The following is a 16,514-nucleotide window of genomic DNA, read 5'->3' on the forward strand; positions in this document are numbered from 1 at the left end:
ATAGCCCCATGGCCAAGATCATTGCCTTCAACGAGGAGGCCCGTCGCGGCATCGAGCGCGGACTCAACGTCCTCGCCGACACCGTCAAGGTCACCCTGGGCCCCAAGGGCCGCAACGTCGTGCTGGACAAGAAGTGGGGCGCCCCCACGATCACCAACGACGGCGTCTCCATCGCCAAGGAGATCGACCTCGAGGACCCCTTCGAGAAGATCGGCGCGGAGCTCGTCAAGGAGGTCGCCAAGAAGACGGACGACGTCGCGGGTGACGGCACCACCACCGCCACCGTGCTCGCCCAGGCGCTCGTGCGCGAGGGTCTGCGCAACGTCGCCGCCGGCGCCAACCCCATCGCCCTCAAGCGCGGCATCGAGAAGGCCGTCGAGGCCGTCACCGCCGCCCTGCTCGAGCAGGCGAAGGAGATCGAGACCAAGGAGCAGATCGCCGCCACCGCGTCGATCTCCGCCGGCGACACCGCGATCGGCGAGCTCATCGCCGAGGCGCTGGACAAGGTCGGCAAGGAGGGCGTCATCACGGTCGAGGAGTCCAACGCCCTCGGCCTGGAGCTGCAGCTCACAGAGGGCATGCGCTTCGACAAGGGCTTCCTGTCGGCGTACTTCGTGACCGACCCGGAGCGCCAGGAGGCCGTCCTCGAGGACGCCTACGTGCTGCTCGTCGAGTCGAAGATCTCGAACGTCAAGGACCTGCTGCCGCTGCTGGAGAAGGTCATCCAGTCCGGCAAGCCGCTGTTCATCGTCGCCGAGGACGTCGAGGGCGAGGCCCTGGCCACGCTCGTCGTCAACAAGATCCGCGGCACGTTCAAGTCCGTCTCCGTCAAGGCCCCGGGCTTCGGCGACCGCCGCAAGGCGATGCTGCAGGACATGGCGATCCTCACCGGTGGCCAGGTCGTGTCCGAGACCGTCGGCCTCAAGCTCGACACCGTGGGCCTCGAGGTCCTCGGCCAGGCGCGCAAGATCGTCGTCACCAAGGACGAGACCACCATCGTCGAGGGCTCCGGCGACGCCGCCCAGATCCAGGGCCGCGTCAACCAGATCCGCGCCGAGATCGAGAACTCCGACTCGGACTACGACCGCGAGAAGCTCCAGGAGCGCCTCGCGAAGCTGGCCGGCGGCGTGGCCGTCATCAAGGCCGGCGCGGCGACCGAGGTCGAGCTCAAGGAGCGCAAGCACCGCATCGAGGACGCGGTGCGCAACGCCAAGGCCGCCGTCGAGGAGGGCATCGTCGCCGGTGGTGGCGTCGCACTCATCCAGGCCGGCGAGAAGGCCTTCGCGACCCTCGAGCTCGAGGGCGACGAGGCGACCGGTGCGCAGATCGTGCGCATCGCGATCGACGCGCCGCTGAAGCAGATCGCCATCAACGCCGGCCTCGAGGGCGGCGTCGTGGCGGAGAAGGTCCGCAACCTCCCCGCGGGCTCCGGCCTCAACGCCGCGACCGGCGTGTACGAGGACCTGCTGGCCGCCGGCGTCAACGACCCGGTCAAGGTCACCCGCTCCGCGCTGCAGAACGCGTCGTCCATCGCGGCGCTGTTCCTCACCACGGAGGCGGTCGTCGCCGACAAGCCCGAGAAGTCGGCCCCGGCCGGCCCCGGTGGCGACGGCGGCATGGGCGGCATGGACTTCTGATCCAGTCGCCGCGGGGCTGACGCCCCGCACCAGCACGGCACGACGGGCCGGTCACCCCACGGGGTGGCCGGCCCGTCGCACGTCCCGTCCCGCGCACCGCTCCCGCGCTCGCTCCCGCGCCCGCGGTCGACGAGAGGTCACGACACGCTGGTACGCGGTCGCTGGCGCCAGCGTGTCGTGACCTCTCGTCGGGTCGCTCGGGTGCGGGGGTGCGGGGGTGCGGCGGAGTGCGGGTGGGTCAGTGGCGCGGGCGGGCGTGGGCCGGGACGCGCAGGCCCGAGGCGCGCAGGCGGCGGATGAGCTCGCCGGCCGTCACCGGCACCGCGCCCTGCGCGACGAGGTCCGCGTGCATCTCGTCGGGGACGTCGTAGTGGTCGAGGTCGAACGCGCGGCGGGGGAGGCCCGCCGCCTCGGCGAACGCGTGCAGCTCCGCGAGCGAGGCGTCGCTGACCAGGTGCGACCAGGTGCGCCCGTGCCGCGGCCAGAGCGGGGGGTCGACGAGGACCGTCACGCCCCCGCGCCGCGGTGCACGGGCTCGCGGACGACGACGTCCTCGGCGGGTGCGCGCTCCGGGCCCTGCGGCGGGTCCAGCTCGGCCAGCACCTTGTCGAGCTCGTGCAGCTCCGCGCCGAGGTTCTGCCGGGCGGGCTCCTCCCACGCGGCGCCGAGCGGGCTGACGAACAGGCTGGGCCGCTTGAGCAGCTTGCGCACGATCCGCTGCCGCGCGCGGATGTAGTCCGGCATCGGGATGTCCGCGTACTCCTCGCGCACGTCGTGCAGGTACGCCTTGTAGCGCTGCGGCTCGGCGGCCAGCATCGCCAGGTCGGCGTCGCACAGCACCGCGCAGTCGAAGTCGCTCGGGTCGGCGACGTGCCGGACCAGCGCGATCACGAGCTCGTGGACCCGGGCGACCCGCGCCTCGGGGACGCCGAGCGCGGTGAGCTGCTCGGTGGCGAGCCGTGCCGAGGCGACCTCGTCCTCGCCGCCGCGGTTCGCGTAGGTCGCGACGTGGTCGGCGTCGAACACGGCGCCGTGGTACCAGGCCGCCAGGCGCACCAGGTCGGGCTCGTGCGTCTCCTCCGCGAGCTCGTCGACGCGCGCGAGCACGTCGGCCAGGTGGCGGAGGTTGTGGTAGGTCCGGCCGGGCCCGCTCCACCGCTCGACGAGGTCGGCGCCCACGTCGCGGACCTGGTCCTGGGGTGCGGTGGCACCGGCCCCCGCCGCACTGCGGACGAACGCGGACAACAGCCACTGTGGTGCGTCGTAGACGCCCATGGAACAGCCTCACTGCAACAGACGACCCTGCTCGGACGCGCCATCGTAGACCCACCGGGCCGGGGATGCGCCACGCGGCCGGGGTCAGCCCTGCGGGTGGTCCTCGGTGGCGTCGGCGCCCGCGGGCTCACCCACGGGCAGCGACACCCGCACGGTCGCCCCGCCGCCCGGTGTCGCGGAGATCGCGACGTCACCGTGGTGCGCCGCGACGATGGCGGCGACGATCGCCATGCCGAGCCCCGCGCCGCCGCCGGTGCCGTTGCCCTCGCGGGTGCGCCCGGCGTCGACGCGGTAGAACCGCTCGAACACCCGGCCCGCGTGCTCGGGGGCGATCCCGGGCCCGTGGTCGCGGACCTCGAGGACGACGCGGTCGCCGACGCGTCCCACCGCGAGCTCGGCGGGGGTGCCGGCGGGGGTGTGCCGGGCGACGTTGCCGACCAGGTTCGCGACGACCTGCCGGAGCCGCGCCTCGTCGCCCGGGACGACGGTCGCGGGCAGGTCGGCGTCGGGGTCGACGGTGGCGCCGTCGACCGACCCGACCCGGACCTGGCGCGTCGGGTCGATCGCCCGGAGGTCGTGCGCCGCGTCGGTGGCGAGGACCGCGAGGTCGACGGGGGCGGTCCGGGCCGCGCGCTCGGCGTCGAGCCGGGCCAGCGCGAGCAGGTCCTCGACGAGGCCGCCCATCCGGGTCGCCGACTGCTCGATGCGCCGCATCGTGTCGTCGACCTGGTCCTTCTCGGTGAGCGCGCCCATCCGGTAGAGCTCACCGTAGCCGCGGATCGCCGCGAGCGGGGTGCGCAGCTCGTGCGACGCGTCCGCGACGAACCGCCGCATCCGCTCCTCGGACCGGGTCCGGTCGTCGAACGCGGACTCGATCTGGGACAGCATCGAGTTCAGCGCGGCGCCGAGCCGACCGACCTCGGTGGTCTCGGGCGCGGGCGGCACGCGCTGGGACAGGTCGCCGGCGGCGATCTGCGCCGCGGTGACCTCGATCTCCCGCAGCCCGCGCAGGGAGCGCTGCACCGCCCAGGTGCCGACGACCGCCCCGATCGCGAGGATCGCGAGGGCGCTGGTCCACAGCAGGACGGCGGACTGGCGCACGACGTGCTGGACGTCGGTGAGCGGCTCGGCGTACATGACGTACCCGATCACCCCGTCGGACTTGGACGTCACCGGCGTGACGGCGACGCGCCAGGTCGCCCCCCGAACGGAGCTGCTGACGGTCATCGCACGGTCGCCGGCGAGGTCCGCCACGTCGAGGTCGGGCAGGCGGGGGACGCCGGCGCTCTCGAGGGTGCTGCCCTCCGGGTCGACGGTGGTGCTGGAGCCGAGGACCTGCACGGCGACGGCGTAGTCCCGCTCGCCCCACGACTGGATGGTCAGGCCCTCGACGGTGCCGAACTGCTGGTAGGCGTCGGCGAACTTCTCCCGGGCGGTCACCGCCTGCAGGTGCAGGCTCTCGTCGAGCTGCGTCACCAGGAACCGGGAGAGCGCGGTGGTGGTCGTCAGCCCGGCGATGGCCAGGCCGGTGGCGAGCAGGACCGTGCTGATGCCGACCAGGCGGGCGAGCAGCGGCGTCCGGGCCCACTGGGCCCGGACGCGGAGCAGGACGCCGCCGACGAGTCCGGGGTCGGGGTCGGTGGGCGGGGCCTCGGCCTCGGCCTCGGCCTCGGCCTCGGGAGCCTGGGGCGTCGTCACGTCCCGCTCGGCTTGCGCAGCATGTACCCGACGCCCCGCTTGGTCTGGATCAGGGGCGCGACCTTGGTGCCGTCGGCGCGCTCGACCTGGTCGACCTTGCGGCGCAGGTAGGAGATGTACGACTCGACGATGTTCGCGTCGCCGCCCCAGTCGTACTGCCAGACGTGGTCGAGGATCTGCGCCTTGGACAGCACGCGGCCGGGGTTGAGCAGCAGGTAGCGCAGCAGCTTGAACTCGGTGGGGGACAGGTCGACGACCTGGCCGGCGCGGCGGACCTCGTGGCTGTCCTCGTCGAGCTCGAGGTCCTCGTAGGACAGCACGCTGGTGCCGGCGACCTCGCCGACCTGGGTGCGGCGCAGCACCGCGCGGATGCGGGCGACGACCTCCTCCAGGCTGAACGGCTTGGTGACGTAGTCGTCGCCGCCGACGGTCAGGCCGGTGATCTTGTCCGCGGTGTCGTCGCGCGCGGTCAGGAACAGAACGGGGACGTGCTGGCCCTTCTCGCGCAGGCGGCGGGTGACGGTGAACCCGTCCATGTCGGGGAGCATCACGTCGAGGACCAGCAGGTCGGGCTGCACCTGGCGGGCGAGCCGCAGCGCGCCTGCCCCGTCGGCGGCGGCGTGCACCTCGAACCCGGCGAACCGCAGGGACGTGGCGAGCAGCTCGCGGATGTTCGGCTCGTCGTCCACGACGACGAGCCGGGCCTCGGGGGTCTGGGCGGCGCCGGTCATGCGTGCCAGTGTGCCCCCGGACGCTGGAGGATTCCTGGGAGCGGGCTGGTCGCCCCGCGGGAGCGGTACCGTGCTGCCTCGTGAGTGCCGACCTCCCCACCACCGACCAGCCGCTCGTGACCGTCGTCCAGCTCGACGAGACGGCGCCCCTGGACCGGTTCGCCGACGCCCTCGACGCCGCCGACGTGCGGATCCGCCTGGTCCGGGCGTACGCGGGCGAGGACGCGGGCCCCGCGACCGAGCTCGACGGCCTCGTCGTCCTCGGCGGCCGGATGTCCGCGCACGACGACCAGGAGCCGGGCATCGCGGCCACCCGTACGCTGCTCGCCGACGCCGCCCGGCACGGGGTGCCGACGCTGGGCATCTGCCTGGGCGCGCAGCTGCTCGCCGTCGCGACCGGCGGCCGGGTGCACGTCGCGGCGCCTCCCGGGCGCGAGTCCGGCGTCGTCGACGTCCGCTGGCGCCCCGAGGCCGCGGCCGACCCGCTGCTCGGCGGTCTCGCGGTCGACGCGGGGGAGTCCGACGCCCGCAGCACCCCGATGCCGACGATGCACGCCGACGCGATCGTGGACCTGCCCGCCGGCGCCGCGTGGCTCGCGGCGTCGCGGATGTACCCGTACCAGGCGTTCCGGGTCGGGGAGCGGGCGTGGGGCGTGCAGTTCCACCCCGAGGCGAGCCCGGCGACGGTGCGCGCGTGGGCGCTGGACGAGGGCGACGCCGACGCCGAGGGCGTGGTCGCCGCGGTGACGGCGGCCGACGCGGAGGTCCGCCCGGCGGGCACCCGCATCGCGGTCACGTTCGCGGACCTCGTCGCCCGTCGCGCGGCGGACCGCGCGACCGTCTGACCCCGCCCGACCGTCCGACCCCGCACGACCGACGAACGGCCCGAACCCCCGTGCGGGGTCCGGGCCGTTCGCGCGTGCGGGAGGTCAGGCCTCGATCTGCGGCGTGACCGGGGTGGAGCCGAGCTGCTGCGGCTGGCCGCCGGACTTCAGCGCGGCGAGGCGCGCCTCGATCTCGATGTCCGCGCCCGACGCCTCGAGCTCGGCGAACTGCGCGTCCAGCGAGGACGCGGCGATCTCCGCCTGGCCCATCGCGATGGCCTCCTCGCGGCGGACCTTCTCCTCGAACCGCGCGAGCTCGCTGGTCGGGTCGAGCACGTTGATCGACGAGATCGCGGTCTGCACGGTCTGCTGCGCCTGGGCCGACTTCTGCCGGGCGACCAGGGTGTCGCGGCGCTGCTTCAGCTGGCCGAGCTTGTCCTTCATCTGGGCCAGGCCGGACTTGAGCTTCTCGACCGTCTCGCGCTGCGACTCGATGATCGGGGCGGAGTCGCGGACCTCGCCCTCGGCGCTGATCTGCTTGCCGAGCGCGACCTTGGCCAGGTTGTCGAACTTGTCGGCGTTGGCCGCGTCGCCCGCGGTGCGGTACTGGTCGGCGCGGGCGGACGCGGCGAGGGCCTTGGCGCCCCACTCGCGCGCGGCGGCGACGTCCTCGTTGTAGTCCTGCTCCGCGAGGCGCAGGTTGCCGATCGTCTGCGCGATGGCCTTCTCCGCCTCGGCGATCGAGTTGGTGTAGTCGCGGACCAGCTGGTCCAGCATCTTCTGCGGGTCCTCGGCCTGGTCGATCAGGGCGTTGATGTTCGCCCGCGCGAGCTGGGTGATCCGGCCGAAGATGCTCTGCTTCTCGGTCATCGCCTGGTGCCTCTCTCGTCTCTTGCCTCTGCCGAACATGATCTAGAAACCGCCGCCGCGTCCGCCGCCGCCGAAGCCGCCGCCCCCGCCGCCGAACCCGCCGCCGAGGCCGCCACCGCCCCAGCCGCCGCCACCGCCGCCGCCGTGCGCGCCGCCGCCGCCCCAGCCGCCGCCACCGCCGCGCAGGATCGAGTCGATGAGGATGCCGCCGAGCACCATCCCCCCGATGTTGCCGAGACCGCCGTCGCCGCCCCCGCCGCGGCGCTGCTGGTCGTGCCAGTCGACGTCGCGCTGCGCGAGGGACTGCGCCTCGCGGACCAGCCGGTCGGCCTGCTGGGCGGCGCCGAGCGCGCGCTCCGGGTCGGTGTCCCGCTGGTCGACGGCGGTGCGGAACATCCGCCCGGCCTCGGCGAGGCGGGTGCGCGCCTCGGGGCCGACGGCGCCGCGCCGGGTCTCGACGTAGTCGGTGGTGCCGCGGATCGCGGAGTCGACGCGCCCGAGGGTCTGGTCGAGCAGCTGCCGGGCGCGCCGGGCGCTCTCCTGGGCCTCGCGCATCGGGGCGAGCGCCTGGTCGATCGCGGCCTCGGCGTCGGTGACGTCGCGCAGCGCGGCCAGCGGGTCGCCCTGCCCGTCGCGGGCGGACCGGGCCGCCGTGATCGCCTGCCGGGCGGCCTCCGCGCGGGCGGCGACCTCGGGGTGCCGCGGCGCGAGCCGGGCGGCGTCCTCGACGTCCGCGCTGATCGAGGCCACCGCGGCGTCCAGCCGGGACCCGATGGTCGCGAGGTCGGTGCGGGCCCGGTCCACGGAGTCCAGCAGCGTGCCGGCCTGGCCGAGCGCCTCCTCGGCCGCGCGGGCGTACCGGACGGCGAGCCCGCGGTCGCCGCCGGCCACGGCCTCGCGGCCCTGGGCGATCGCGGTGCCGACCTCGTCGAGCAGCAGCACGGCCTGGTCGGGGTTGCCGGTCACCGACGCCAGCGCGGACGGCGGGTAGGTGGCGGCGAGCGCCGCGAGGGAGCCGCGGGCGGCCTCGACCCGGGCGCGCAGCGCGGCGGCGGTCCGCTCGTGGGCGTCGAGCGCCTCGGCCGCGCGGGACTCGACGTCGCGCAGCCGGTCGAACGCCTCCTTCTGCGCGTCGAGCGCGGCGGACACCTGGCCGACGGCGTGCAGGATGCGGGTCGCGGTGTCACGGACCTGCGGCTCGGTGTCCGGGATGTCGTCGTCGAGCGTCTGCCGGAGCCGGAACGCCTCGGTGACCTGGGCCTTGGCGCCGACGAGCACGGTCTCGAACTCGCGGGTCGCGTCGGGGCCGAACTGCGCCTGCGCGAAGCCGAGCTCCTGCTCCGAGGCCCGCAGCGCGTCGTCGACGCCGACGAGCGCGGACGCGGACCGGCGGTCGAGCTCGGCGGTCGGCAGCGCGGCGAGCTCGTCGGCCGGGCCGGGGGCACCCGGGAACCCCGAGGCGGGTCGGCCGCCGACGCCGACCGCCTGCCGGGCGCGCCGGCGGGACGACGCCCACGCGATCCCGGTGATGACGGCGATGACGACCAGGCCGCCGACGAACAGCCAGCCGAGCGCGGACCCGCCGCCGGAGCCACCGGTCGCGGCCTCGCGGACCCCGTCGGCGGCGGTCACGGCGGCACCGGACCAGTCGTCCTGGCGGAGCTGGTCCTCGACGTCGGAGGCGATCCGGTCCAGGTCGCCGGACGACAGGCCGGGGACCTCCGCGGGGGCGAGCGCGTAGGCGCGCTGGTCGACCGCGACGGCGAGCACCAGGTCGTTCGCGCCGAGCCCGGTGAGGCTGCCGACCTCGTCGGTCCAGGCCGTCGGCTGCGCCTCGCCGAAGGAGTCGACGTACACGACGTACAGCTGGTACTGCGTCTCGGTCGCGAGCGCGTCGAGCGCCGCCTGCACGGTCGCCTCGTCGCCGCCGAGCGCGCCGACCTGGTCGGTGATCTCCGCGGTCAGGGCCACCGGGTCGGCCGCGGGCAGCGGCCCGGCCGCGGGCGCGGCCCCGGCGAGCAGGGGCACGCCGAGGGCGAGCGGGACGAGCAGGGACAGACCTCGCAGCGACGGCACCCGGTGATCCTTTCTCAGGCGTGCACCTGTCGCAACGAGCGGCACCCGTCCGCGGGTTCCCGCAGGTCGCGGCGCCGGGGGATCAGGCCGGCTCGTCCGTCCCCTCGACGACCTGCTCCAGGTCCTCGGCGTCGACGATGCGGTACGCGTAGCCCTGCTCGGCGAGGAAGCGCTGCCGGTGCGCAGCGAAGTCCTGGTCGACCGTGTCCCGCGCGATCACCGCGTAGAAGTGCGCGGTGCGCCCGTCGCCCTTCGGCCGCAGCAGGCGGCCGAGGCGCTGCGCCTCCTCCTGCCGGGAGCCGAACGACCCGGACACCTGGATCGCGACCGAGGCCTCGGGCAGGTCGATGGAGAAGTTCGCCACCTTGGACACGACGAGCGTGCTGATCTCGCCGGCGCGGAACGCGTCGAACAGCCGCTGCCGCTCGTTGACCGACGTCGACCCGGTGATGACGGGGGCGCCGATGTCGTCGGCGAGCTCCTCGAGCTGGTCGATGTACTGGCCGATCACCAGCAGCGGCTCGCCACGGTGCTTCGCGACCAGGCGGCGCACCACCTCGGACTTGCCGGGGGCGCTGGCCGCGAGGCGGTACTTGTCCTCCGGCTCGGCCGTGGCGTAGAGCATCCGGTCGCGCTCGGGCAGCGTGAGGCGCACCTCGACGCAGTCCGCGGGCGCGATGTAGCCCTGGGCCTCGATGTCCTTCCACGGCGCGTCGTACCGCTTCGGGCCGATCAGGCTGAACACCTCGTCCTCGCGGCCGTCCTCGCGGACCAGGGTCGCGGTGAGGCCGAGCCGGCGGCGGGCCTGCAGGTCGGCGGTCATCCGGAAGATCGGCGCGGGCAGCAGGTGCACCTCGTCGTAGACCACCAGGCCCCAGTCGCGGGCGTCCAGCAGGTCGAGGTGCGTGTACGCGCCCTTCCGCTTGGTGGTCAGCACCTGGTAGGTCGCGATCGTGACGGGGCGGATCTCCTTGCGGGCACCGGAGTACTCGCCGATCTCGTCCGGGGTCAGGGTGGTGCGGCGGATCAGCTCGTCGCGCCACTGCCGCGCGGACACGGTGTTGGTGACGAGGATCAGCGTGGTGGTCTTGGACCGGGCCATCGCTGCCGCGCCGACCAGCGTCTTGCCGGCGCCGCAGGGCAGCACGACGACGCCGGAGCCGCCGTGCCAGAACCCGTCCGCGGCCTCCCGCTGGTAGGGGCGCAGGTCCCACGGGCGGGGGGCGCCGTCGGCACCCGGGTTCGAGTCGCCGCTGGTGTCGAGGTCGATCGGGTGCGACTCGCCGTCGACGTACCCGGCGAGGTCCTCGGCGGGCCAGCCGAGCTTGAGCAGCGCCTGCTTGAGGCTGCCGCGCTCGGACTTGTGCACGACCACGTCGGTCGCGTCGATCCGCTCGCCGACCAGGCCGGCGGTCCGCTTGGACCGCAGCACCTCGGCGAGCACGGCGGCGTCCAGGGCGTGCAGCACCAGGCCGTGCACCGGGTGCGCGACCAGCTGGAGCCGGCCGTACCGGGACATCGTCTCGGCGACGTCGACCAGCAGCGCGTGCGGCACCGGGTAGCGGGAGTACTCCAGCAGCACGTCGACGACCTGCTCGGCGTCGTGGCCCGCGGCACGGGCGTTCCACAGGCCGAGCGGGGTCAGCCGGTAGGTGTGCACGTGCTCCGGGGCGCGCTCGAGCTCCGCGAACGGGGCGATCGCGCGGCGGCAGGCCTCCGCCTGGTCGTGGTCGACCTCGAGCAGCAGGGTCTTGTCGCTCTGGACGATCAGGGGTCCGTCGGTCATGGAGTGTCCGTCCTGTCGGCGTGCCGTGCGGGCTGTGCGCGGGTGGTGGCGCGGGTGCGGGTCAGGTGGTCTCGTCGACCGGGGCGACCGCCGCCACGCGGTGCGCGGCGACGACGATCTCGGCGTCCCGGGCGGTGTCGATCACGCGCACGCGACCGCCGTCCACCCGGACGGGGCGCACGCGCCGCCGCTCCAGGGTGCCGCGCGACCCGACGACGTCCAGCCACACCTCCGTGCCGCCGGCCGCCGCCTCGCGCAGCATCCCCAACGCCTCGGCGGGGTCGGCTGTTCCCCGCGCGGGCAGGCCGCCGGCGCGGGCGGCGGCGGTGCCGGCGGTCACCGTGCTCGCCCGCTCCCGCAGCGTGGGGCCGGCGGGGCGGTCGGCGGCGCCCGCGGCCCGGGCCTCGTCCGCCCGGCGCAGCACGCCGACCAGCGCCGCCGCGCGCTCCGCCGGGGGCAGGGCGCCGCGGGCGGGCTCCTCGGGGCGGTGCCGGACCGCGGTGACCCGGCGGACGGTCGGCGCGGCGTGCAGCACCTGGCCGTCGGGCGTCTCGGCGACGGGGGCGAGGCCGTGGGCGCGCAGCGCGGCCAGCAGCTCGTGCAGCGGCGCCTGCGCGGCGAGGACCGTCGGCGCGAGCCGGACCAGGCCCAGCCCGGCGTGCCGGGGGTCCTCCGCGACGCCGGCCAGCAGCGCCGGGTCCTCGGTGCGCACGTACGACGACGCCGCACCGGTGCGGATCCGGCCGTGCCGGCGCGCGGCGTCGCGGACCAGGTACTCCAGCGGCTGCGGGAGCGGGCCCCGGGCGTGGCCCGCGAGGTCGGCGAGCAGGTCGTCGGCCGTCGCACCGGCGTCCAAGGCGGCCCGCACCGACTCGGGGGTGAACCGCACGGTCACGGCGCCGCCGCGCGACTCGACGCGGGCGCTGCGGTCCAGCAGGGCCTCGAGGTCCTGGCTCGGGCGGCCCGGGACGATGCCCGTGAGGTCGGCCTGGAGCAGCAGGTCGTCGACGGCCGGCGGGAGGGCCGCGGCCAGCGCCGGCGCCGGGTCCGCGTCGTCGAGCAGCGCGCGGCCCGCGGCGGGCAGCGCCCCGGCCCCGAGGACGCCGAGCCAGCCGGCCTCGCGCAGCACGGCGGCCACGGCGTCGGCGGGCGGCACCGCGCGCGGGGTGCGCCAGGCCAGGTCGTCCCGCACCCGGTCGGCGTCCGGCGCGGCGCCCGGTCCGGCCTCCGCCACGGTCCCGAGGACCTGCTCGCGCAGCCGGGGCGCCCAGGGGCGGGCGTTCTCCGGTCCCAGCGCGGCGCGGACCTGGCCGCGGTCGTCGCGGGTGCCGACCAGCGCGGGCCACCGGGTGGTCGCGGCCCACCACGCCGCCAGCCGCGACCAGCGCACGGGCAGGTCCAGCGCCAGCCACTCGTCGGCGGCCGTCGTCGGCACGTGGTGCGGCGACTCCTCGCCGTCGTCGCGGACCAGGCCGCCGACGCCCGCGAGCTCGACGACGAACGCCGCCTCCGCCTCGGTGACCTCCAGGGCGACGGCGGTCCGGCGCAGGTCGCGCACGCCCAGGCCGCCCGCGCGCAGCACGGTCGGGGGGTCGGCCTCCCAGAGCCGCACCAGCCCCGCGACCAGGCGCACGGCCCGCTCGGCGGCGGTCGCGTGCTCGGCCTCGACCAGCCCGGCGTCGCGGCGCGGCAGGTCCGTCGTCGGCGGGGGCACGGCGGGGGCGCGGTGGGTGCGCCCGTCGCGCAGCACCCGGGCGACGGTGCGGGGGAGCAGGACGTGCCGGTCGTCGACGCGGACCAGCAGGCCCAGCCGCAGCAGCTCGGTGACCGCCTCGGCCGCGGGACCCGCGGTGGGCCGCACACCGACGGGCGGGCCCCAGGTGAGCGCGTCCAGGACGGCACGCCCCCCGGCAGGCGCCCGGTCCAGCGCGTCCGGCACGGCGGCGGGGTCCGGGTCGGCGGGTCCGGCGGCGGCCAGGCCCGCGACCGACGCGCCCAGCAGCTCGGCGACGCCCGGGGCCGGGCGCAGCTGCGGGTCCGTCGCGCGCCCCGCCACCGGGTGCAGCAGGGCGAGGTCGGTGGCCGTGGTCAGCGCCGCCCGGACGCCGGCGGCCTGCGTGCGGTCCGCGCCCACGGCGGCGACCACGTCCCGGGCCCGGACGCCCGTCGCGGTGTCGGCGCCGTCCAGCAGCACCACCACGGACTCCACGGCCTGCAGCACGGCGGCGTCGACGCCCGCGAGCGCCCGCTCCAGGCTGGGCCGGCTGGTGGCGCGGGCGGCCAGCGACGCGAGCGTGGCCGGCGACGGGTGCGCGAGATCCGGGCGGCGGACCAGGAGCCGCGCCAGCTCCTCGTCCGACCTGCCGCGCAGGTGCTCGCTGAACGTGGCCATCCGCACCACGATACGTTCCGGCCGGGCAGGCCGGGGGTGCGGGTCGGCGGTACGGTCGCAGCACGTGGCGCAGCGGCCGGTCCTGTGGTCGCCGTGCCCGACGCCGGACGGAGGACCACCATGCCCCTCGACACCGCCGACCTCGCCGACCTGCGCGCCGACGCCCGGGCCCAGCTGCCCGACGTCGCCGCGCTGCGGCACGCCCTGCACCGCACGCCGGAGATCGGGCTGGACCTGCCCCGCACCCAGGCGCTCGTGCTCGAGGCGATCGAGCCGCTGGGCCTGGAGGTCACCACGGGCACCGGGCTGTCCTCGGTGGTCGCGGTGCTGCGCGGCGCGCGCCCGGGGCCGGCGGTGCTGCTGCGCGGCGACATGGACGCGCTGCCCGTCACCGAGGACACGGGCGAGCCGTTCAGCAGCGAGGTCCCGGGCGTGATGCACGCCTGCGGGCACGACCTGCACGTGGCGGGCCTGGTCGGCGCGGCCCGGCTGCTCGCCGCGCGGCGCGACCGGGTCGCCGGCTCCGTGGTGCTGATGTTCCAGCCCGGCGAGGAGGGCGACCACGGCGCCCGGCTGATGATCGACGAGGGCGTGCTGGACGCCGCGGGGGAGCGCGTCGTGGCGGCCTACGGGCTGCACGTGCTGTCGTCGCTGCTGCCCACGGGCCTGGTGACCAGCCGCGCCGGGACGATGCTGGCCGCCGCCGACACCGTGCACGTCACCGTCCAGGGCCGCGGCGGGCACGGCTCGATGCCGCACCTGGCGCTCGACCCGGTGCCCGTCGCCGCGGAGATCGTGCTCGCCCTGCAGGCGATGGTCACGCGGCAGTTCGACGTGTTCGACCCGGTGGTCGTCACCGTCGGGCGGGTCGAGGCCGGCACCACGGACAACGTCATCGCCGGCGCCGCGCGGATCGAGGCGACGGTGCGGTCGTTCTCCGAGGCGACGCACGCCGTCGTCCCGGAGCGGATCGCCCGGGTGTGCGAGGGCGTCGCCGCCGCGCACGGCCTCACCGTCGCCGTCGACTACCGGCGGGGGTACCCGGTCACCGCGAACCACCCGGGCGAGGTGGAGCGCGCCGCCCGGCTGACCCGCGGCCTGTTCGGCGACCGCGCCTACCAGGACGCCCCGCAGCCGCTCGCCGGCTCGGAGGACTTCAGCTACGTCCTCCAGGAGGTCCCGGGGGCGTACGTCGGCGTCGGCGCGACCCTCGCGGACGCCGACCCCCGCACCGCCCCGTACAACCACTCCGCCCAGGCCCGGTTCGAGGACGGGGCGCTCGCGGTCGGCCCCGCGGTGCTCGCGGCGCTCGCGCTGGACCGACTGGGCGACGGCTGAGCAGCGGCGCCACCCGGACGAGCGCTCAGATCGGTGCCGCGGGTGCCGATGTCACTCTCGTCACGCCCGGCCAGCGGGCGACGCGTGCGCGCCGACCGGAGGGACACGCATGGCGGGGATCACGACCGGGCACCTGCCCGGGGCGACGCACGAGGTGTGCGTCGCGCGCCAGGGCATCTACGACGTCCTGAGCCGACCGATCGGTCACGAGCTGCTGTTCCGGGCGAGCGCCGACGCGGTCGAGTCCGGCGTGCGCCCGGGCATCGACGACAACCGGGCGACGGCGACGGTCATCGTCGCGACCCTCACGGAGTTCGGCGTCGAGGACCTCGCGGGCAACGGCGACCTGTTCGTCAACATCCCGCGGTCGTTCATCGTCGACGAGCTGCCCGTGGCCCTCGACCCGCACCGGGTGGTCCTCGAGGTGCTCGAGCAGGTCCCGGGGGACGACGAGGTCGTCGCCGGGGTCGAGCGGCTGCGCCGGATCGGGTTCGGCATCGCGCTCGACGACTTCGTGCCCGACGACCAGCGCTGGCGGCTGCTGCCCCTGTGCGACTACGTCAAGGTCGACATGTCGGACCTCGGCGACGACCTGCACGCGTTCGCCGCGCAGCTCCGCCAGGAGGCGCCGCACGCGACGCTCGTCGCGGAGCACGTCGAGGACGAGGCCGACTTCCTCGTGGCCCAGGACGCCGGGTTCGACCTGTTCCAGGGCTACCACTTCCGCCGCCCGACGGTGCTGACCCGGCCGGCGCTCGCGCACCACGCGATGGTCGCGGGCCGGCTGCTGGTCCAGCTCGGCGACCCCCAGGTGTCCTACCGGCGCCTCGCGCGGCTCACCGCCGCCGATCCGGCGATCGCGCTCAAGGTGTTCCGCGTCGTCAACTCCGTGTCCGGCGCGGGGCGGACGGTGCGCAACCTGCACCAGGCGCTCGTGCTGCTCGGTCGGGAGCGGTTCCGCGCGATGCTGGTCCTGGAGGTGCTGGCCACGGCCGGGCACACCGACGACGAGATCCCGCTGATGGCGCTGGCCCGCACCCGCGCCGCGGAGATCCTGGCGCCGCAGGACCCGCTGGAGGCGTCCACCGAGGCCCTGGTCCGCATCGTGTCCGAGCTGCTGGACGTGCCGGTCGCCGAGCTCGACCCCGAGCTGCACCGCTCCCAGCCGAGCGCCCGGGTGGTCGCCGCGTGCGACGTCCTGGACGCGTACCTCGACGCCATCGCCGAGGAGCAGGTGCCGGCCATCCGGTCGCCGTACTCCGCGCTGCACGTGTCGCTGGTCTACCTGACCGCGCTGCGCGAGGCGCGGGCGCTGCTCGCCACCGTCTACACGCCCGTCCCCCGGCTGCGCGCCGTGCCGGGGGAGCCCGACGTGGCGGACGCGGGCACCGCCGTCGGCTGACGGAGCGGCCCGACCCGGTGCGTCGGCCGCGACCGGTAGCCTGGTGGTGTGCGGCCGACGTCGGCCCGCATCCTTCTCGACGACACCCCAGGGGATCGCAGTGCCCACCGGCAAGGTCAAGTGGTTCGACACCGATCGCGGATTCGGCTTCATCGCCGCCGACGACGGCACCGAGGTGTTCCTGCACACGTCCGCGCTGCCCGCGGGCATCGGCACCCCGAAGCCCGGCACCCGGGTGGACTTCGGCGTCGCCGACGGCCGCCGCGGCCCGCAGGCGCTGTCCGTGAAGCTCCTCGACCCGGTGCCCTCGGTCGCCAAGGCGTCCCGCAAGCCCGCCGACGACATGGCGGTCATCGTCGAGGACCTCATCAAGGTGCTCGACAGCGTCGGCAACGACCTGCGTCGCGGCCGCTACCCCGACAAGTCCCGCGCCGGCCAGGTGGCCACCCTGCTGCGCGCCGTCTCCGACGACCTCGAGGCCTGAG

Annotated in this window: 13 protein-coding genes; 5 read left to right on the forward strand and 8 right to left on the reverse strand. The window is 75.8% G+C overall.

Features of this window, described 5'->3' with window-relative positions; all coding sequences use genetic code 11:
- Window positions 1–8 precede the first annotated feature (8 nt).
- Window positions 9–1,637, forward strand: a complete 1,629-nt coding sequence (groL, locus tag AC1VL8_RS07325) for a chaperonin GroEL (protein WP_483074697.1) — start codon at window positions 9–11, stop codon at window positions 1,635–1,637.
- 238 nt (window positions 1,638–1,875) lie between these two features.
- Here groL and AC1VL8_RS07330 read toward each other — a convergent pair whose 3' ends face one another.
- The 4 genes from AC1VL8_RS07330 to AC1VL8_RS07345 all read right to left on the reverse strand — a co-directional run bounded on the left by AC1VL8_RS07330 (window position 1,876) and on the right by AC1VL8_RS07345 (window position 5,341).
- Window positions 1,876–2,148 (reverse strand): DUF4031 domain-containing protein, encoded by a 273-nt coding sequence (locus AC1VL8_RS07330; RefSeq protein ID WP_389232885.1) that lies wholly within the window; start codon window positions 2,146–2,148, stop codon window positions 1,876–1,878.
- Window positions 2,145–2,912, reverse strand: a complete 768-nt coding sequence (locus tag AC1VL8_RS07335; protein WP_483074698.1) for an HD domain-containing protein — start codon at window positions 2,910–2,912, stop codon at window positions 2,145–2,147. The genes AC1VL8_RS07330 and AC1VL8_RS07335 overlap by 4 nt, the downstream gene beginning before the upstream one ends.
- Window positions 2,913–2,996: 84 nt before the next feature.
- The gene (locus AC1VL8_RS07340; protein ID WP_483074699.1) at window positions 2,997–4,610 is read right to left on the reverse strand and encodes a sensor histidine kinase; all 1,614 of its coding nucleotides are present in this window, start codon (window positions 4,608–4,610) and stop codon (window positions 2,997–2,999) included.
- Window positions 4,607–5,341 (reverse strand): response regulator transcription factor, encoded by a 735-nt coding sequence (locus AC1VL8_RS07345; RefSeq protein WP_389232876.1) that lies wholly within the window; start codon window positions 5,339–5,341, stop codon window positions 4,607–4,609. Before AC1VL8_RS07345 ends, AC1VL8_RS07340 begins: the two co-directional genes overlap by 4 nt.
- A gap of 80 nt (window positions 5,342–5,421) precedes the next feature.
- Here AC1VL8_RS07345 and AC1VL8_RS07350 point away from each other — a divergent pair, with 80 nt between their 5' ends.
- Window positions 5,422–6,186 (forward strand): type 1 glutamine amidotransferase, encoded by a 765-nt coding sequence (locus AC1VL8_RS07350; protein WP_389232873.1) that lies wholly within the window; start codon window positions 5,422–5,424, stop codon window positions 6,184–6,186.
- Between the two features lie 84 nt (window positions 6,187–6,270).
- Here AC1VL8_RS07350 and AC1VL8_RS07355 read toward each other — a convergent pair whose 3' ends face one another.
- The 4 genes from AC1VL8_RS07355 to AC1VL8_RS07370 all read right to left on the reverse strand — a co-directional run bounded on the left by AC1VL8_RS07355 (window position 6,271) and on the right by AC1VL8_RS07370 (window position 13,289).
- Window positions 6,271–7,035, reverse strand: coding sequence for a PspA/IM30 family protein (locus AC1VL8_RS07355; RefSeq protein ID WP_389232870.1), 765 nt, complete (start codon window positions 7,033–7,035; stop codon window positions 6,271–6,273).
- A gap of 42 nt (window positions 7,036–7,077) precedes the next feature.
- A complete protein-coding gene (locus AC1VL8_RS07360) occupies window positions 7,078–9,111 on the reverse strand; it encodes a TPM domain-containing protein (RefSeq protein ID WP_483074700.1) in 2,034 nt (677 codons plus the stop codon).
- A gap of 82 nt (window positions 9,112–9,193) precedes the next feature.
- Window positions 9,194–10,897, reverse strand: coding sequence for a DNA repair helicase XPB (locus AC1VL8_RS07365; protein WP_483074701.1), 1,704 nt, complete (start codon window positions 10,895–10,897; stop codon window positions 9,194–9,196).
- A gap of 61 nt (window positions 10,898–10,958) precedes the next feature.
- Complete coding sequence (locus AC1VL8_RS07370; protein WP_483074702.1) at window positions 10,959–13,289, reverse strand: helicase-associated domain-containing protein; 2,331 nt, start codon at window positions 13,287–13,289, stop codon at window positions 10,959–10,961.
- A 120-nt stretch (window positions 13,290–13,409) separates the two neighbouring features.
- Here AC1VL8_RS07370 and AC1VL8_RS07375 point away from each other — a divergent pair, with 120 nt between their 5' ends.
- The 3 genes from AC1VL8_RS07375 (at window position 13,410) to AC1VL8_RS07385 (ending at window position 16,513) form a co-directional block, all read left to right on the forward strand.
- The gene (locus tag AC1VL8_RS07375; RefSeq protein ID WP_483074703.1) at window positions 13,410–14,627 is read left to right on the forward strand and encodes a M20 metallopeptidase family protein; all 1,218 of its coding nucleotides are present in this window, start codon (window positions 13,410–13,412) and stop codon (window positions 14,625–14,627) included.
- Window positions 14,628–14,736: 109 nt separating this feature from the next.
- Window positions 14,737–16,029, forward strand: coding sequence for an EAL and HDOD domain-containing protein (locus AC1VL8_RS07380; protein WP_483074704.1), 1,293 nt, complete (start codon window positions 14,737–14,739; stop codon window positions 16,027–16,029).
- Window positions 16,030–16,129: 100 nt separating this feature from the next.
- Window positions 16,130–16,513, forward strand: coding sequence for a cold-shock protein (locus AC1VL8_RS07385; RefSeq protein ID WP_389232852.1), 384 nt, complete (start codon window positions 16,130–16,132; stop codon window positions 16,511–16,513).
- Window position 16,514 lies beyond the last annotated feature (1 nt).

It is taken from the genome of Cellulomonas sp. KU4C, assembly GCF_056868065.1.

Bases quoted from the DNA above. Each gene is read 5' to 3' on its own strand.
- AC1VL8_RS07355 (WP_389232870.1), bottom strand. From the start codon at position 7,035: ATGACCGAGAAGCAGAGCATCTTCGGCCGGATCACCCAGCTCGCGCGG.
- AC1VL8_RS07380 (WP_483074704.1), top strand. From the start codon at position 14,737: ATGGCGGGGATCACGACCGGGCACCTGCCCGGGGCGACGCACGAGGTG.
- AC1VL8_RS07365 (WP_483074701.1), bottom strand. From the start codon at position 10,897: ATGACCGACGGACCCCTGATCGTCCAGAGCGACAAGACCCTGCTGCTC.
- AC1VL8_RS07345 (WP_389232876.1), bottom strand. From the start codon at position 5,341: ATGACCGGCGCCGCCCAGACCCCCGAGGCCCGGCTCGTCGTCGTGGAC.
- AC1VL8_RS07375 (WP_483074703.1), top strand. From the start codon at position 13,410: ATGCCCCTCGACACCGCCGACCTCGCCGACCTGCGCGCCGACGCCCGG.
- AC1VL8_RS07335 (WP_483074698.1), bottom strand. From the start codon at position 2,912: ATGGGCGTCTACGACGCACCACAGTGGCTGTTGTCCGCGTTCGTCCGC.
- groL (WP_483074697.1), top strand. From the start codon at position 9: ATGGCCAAGATCATTGCCTTCAACGAGGAGGCCCGTCGCGGCATCGAG.
- AC1VL8_RS07370 (WP_483074702.1), bottom strand. From the start codon at position 13,289: ATGGCCACGTTCAGCGAGCACCTGCGCGGCAGGTCGGACGAGGAGCTG.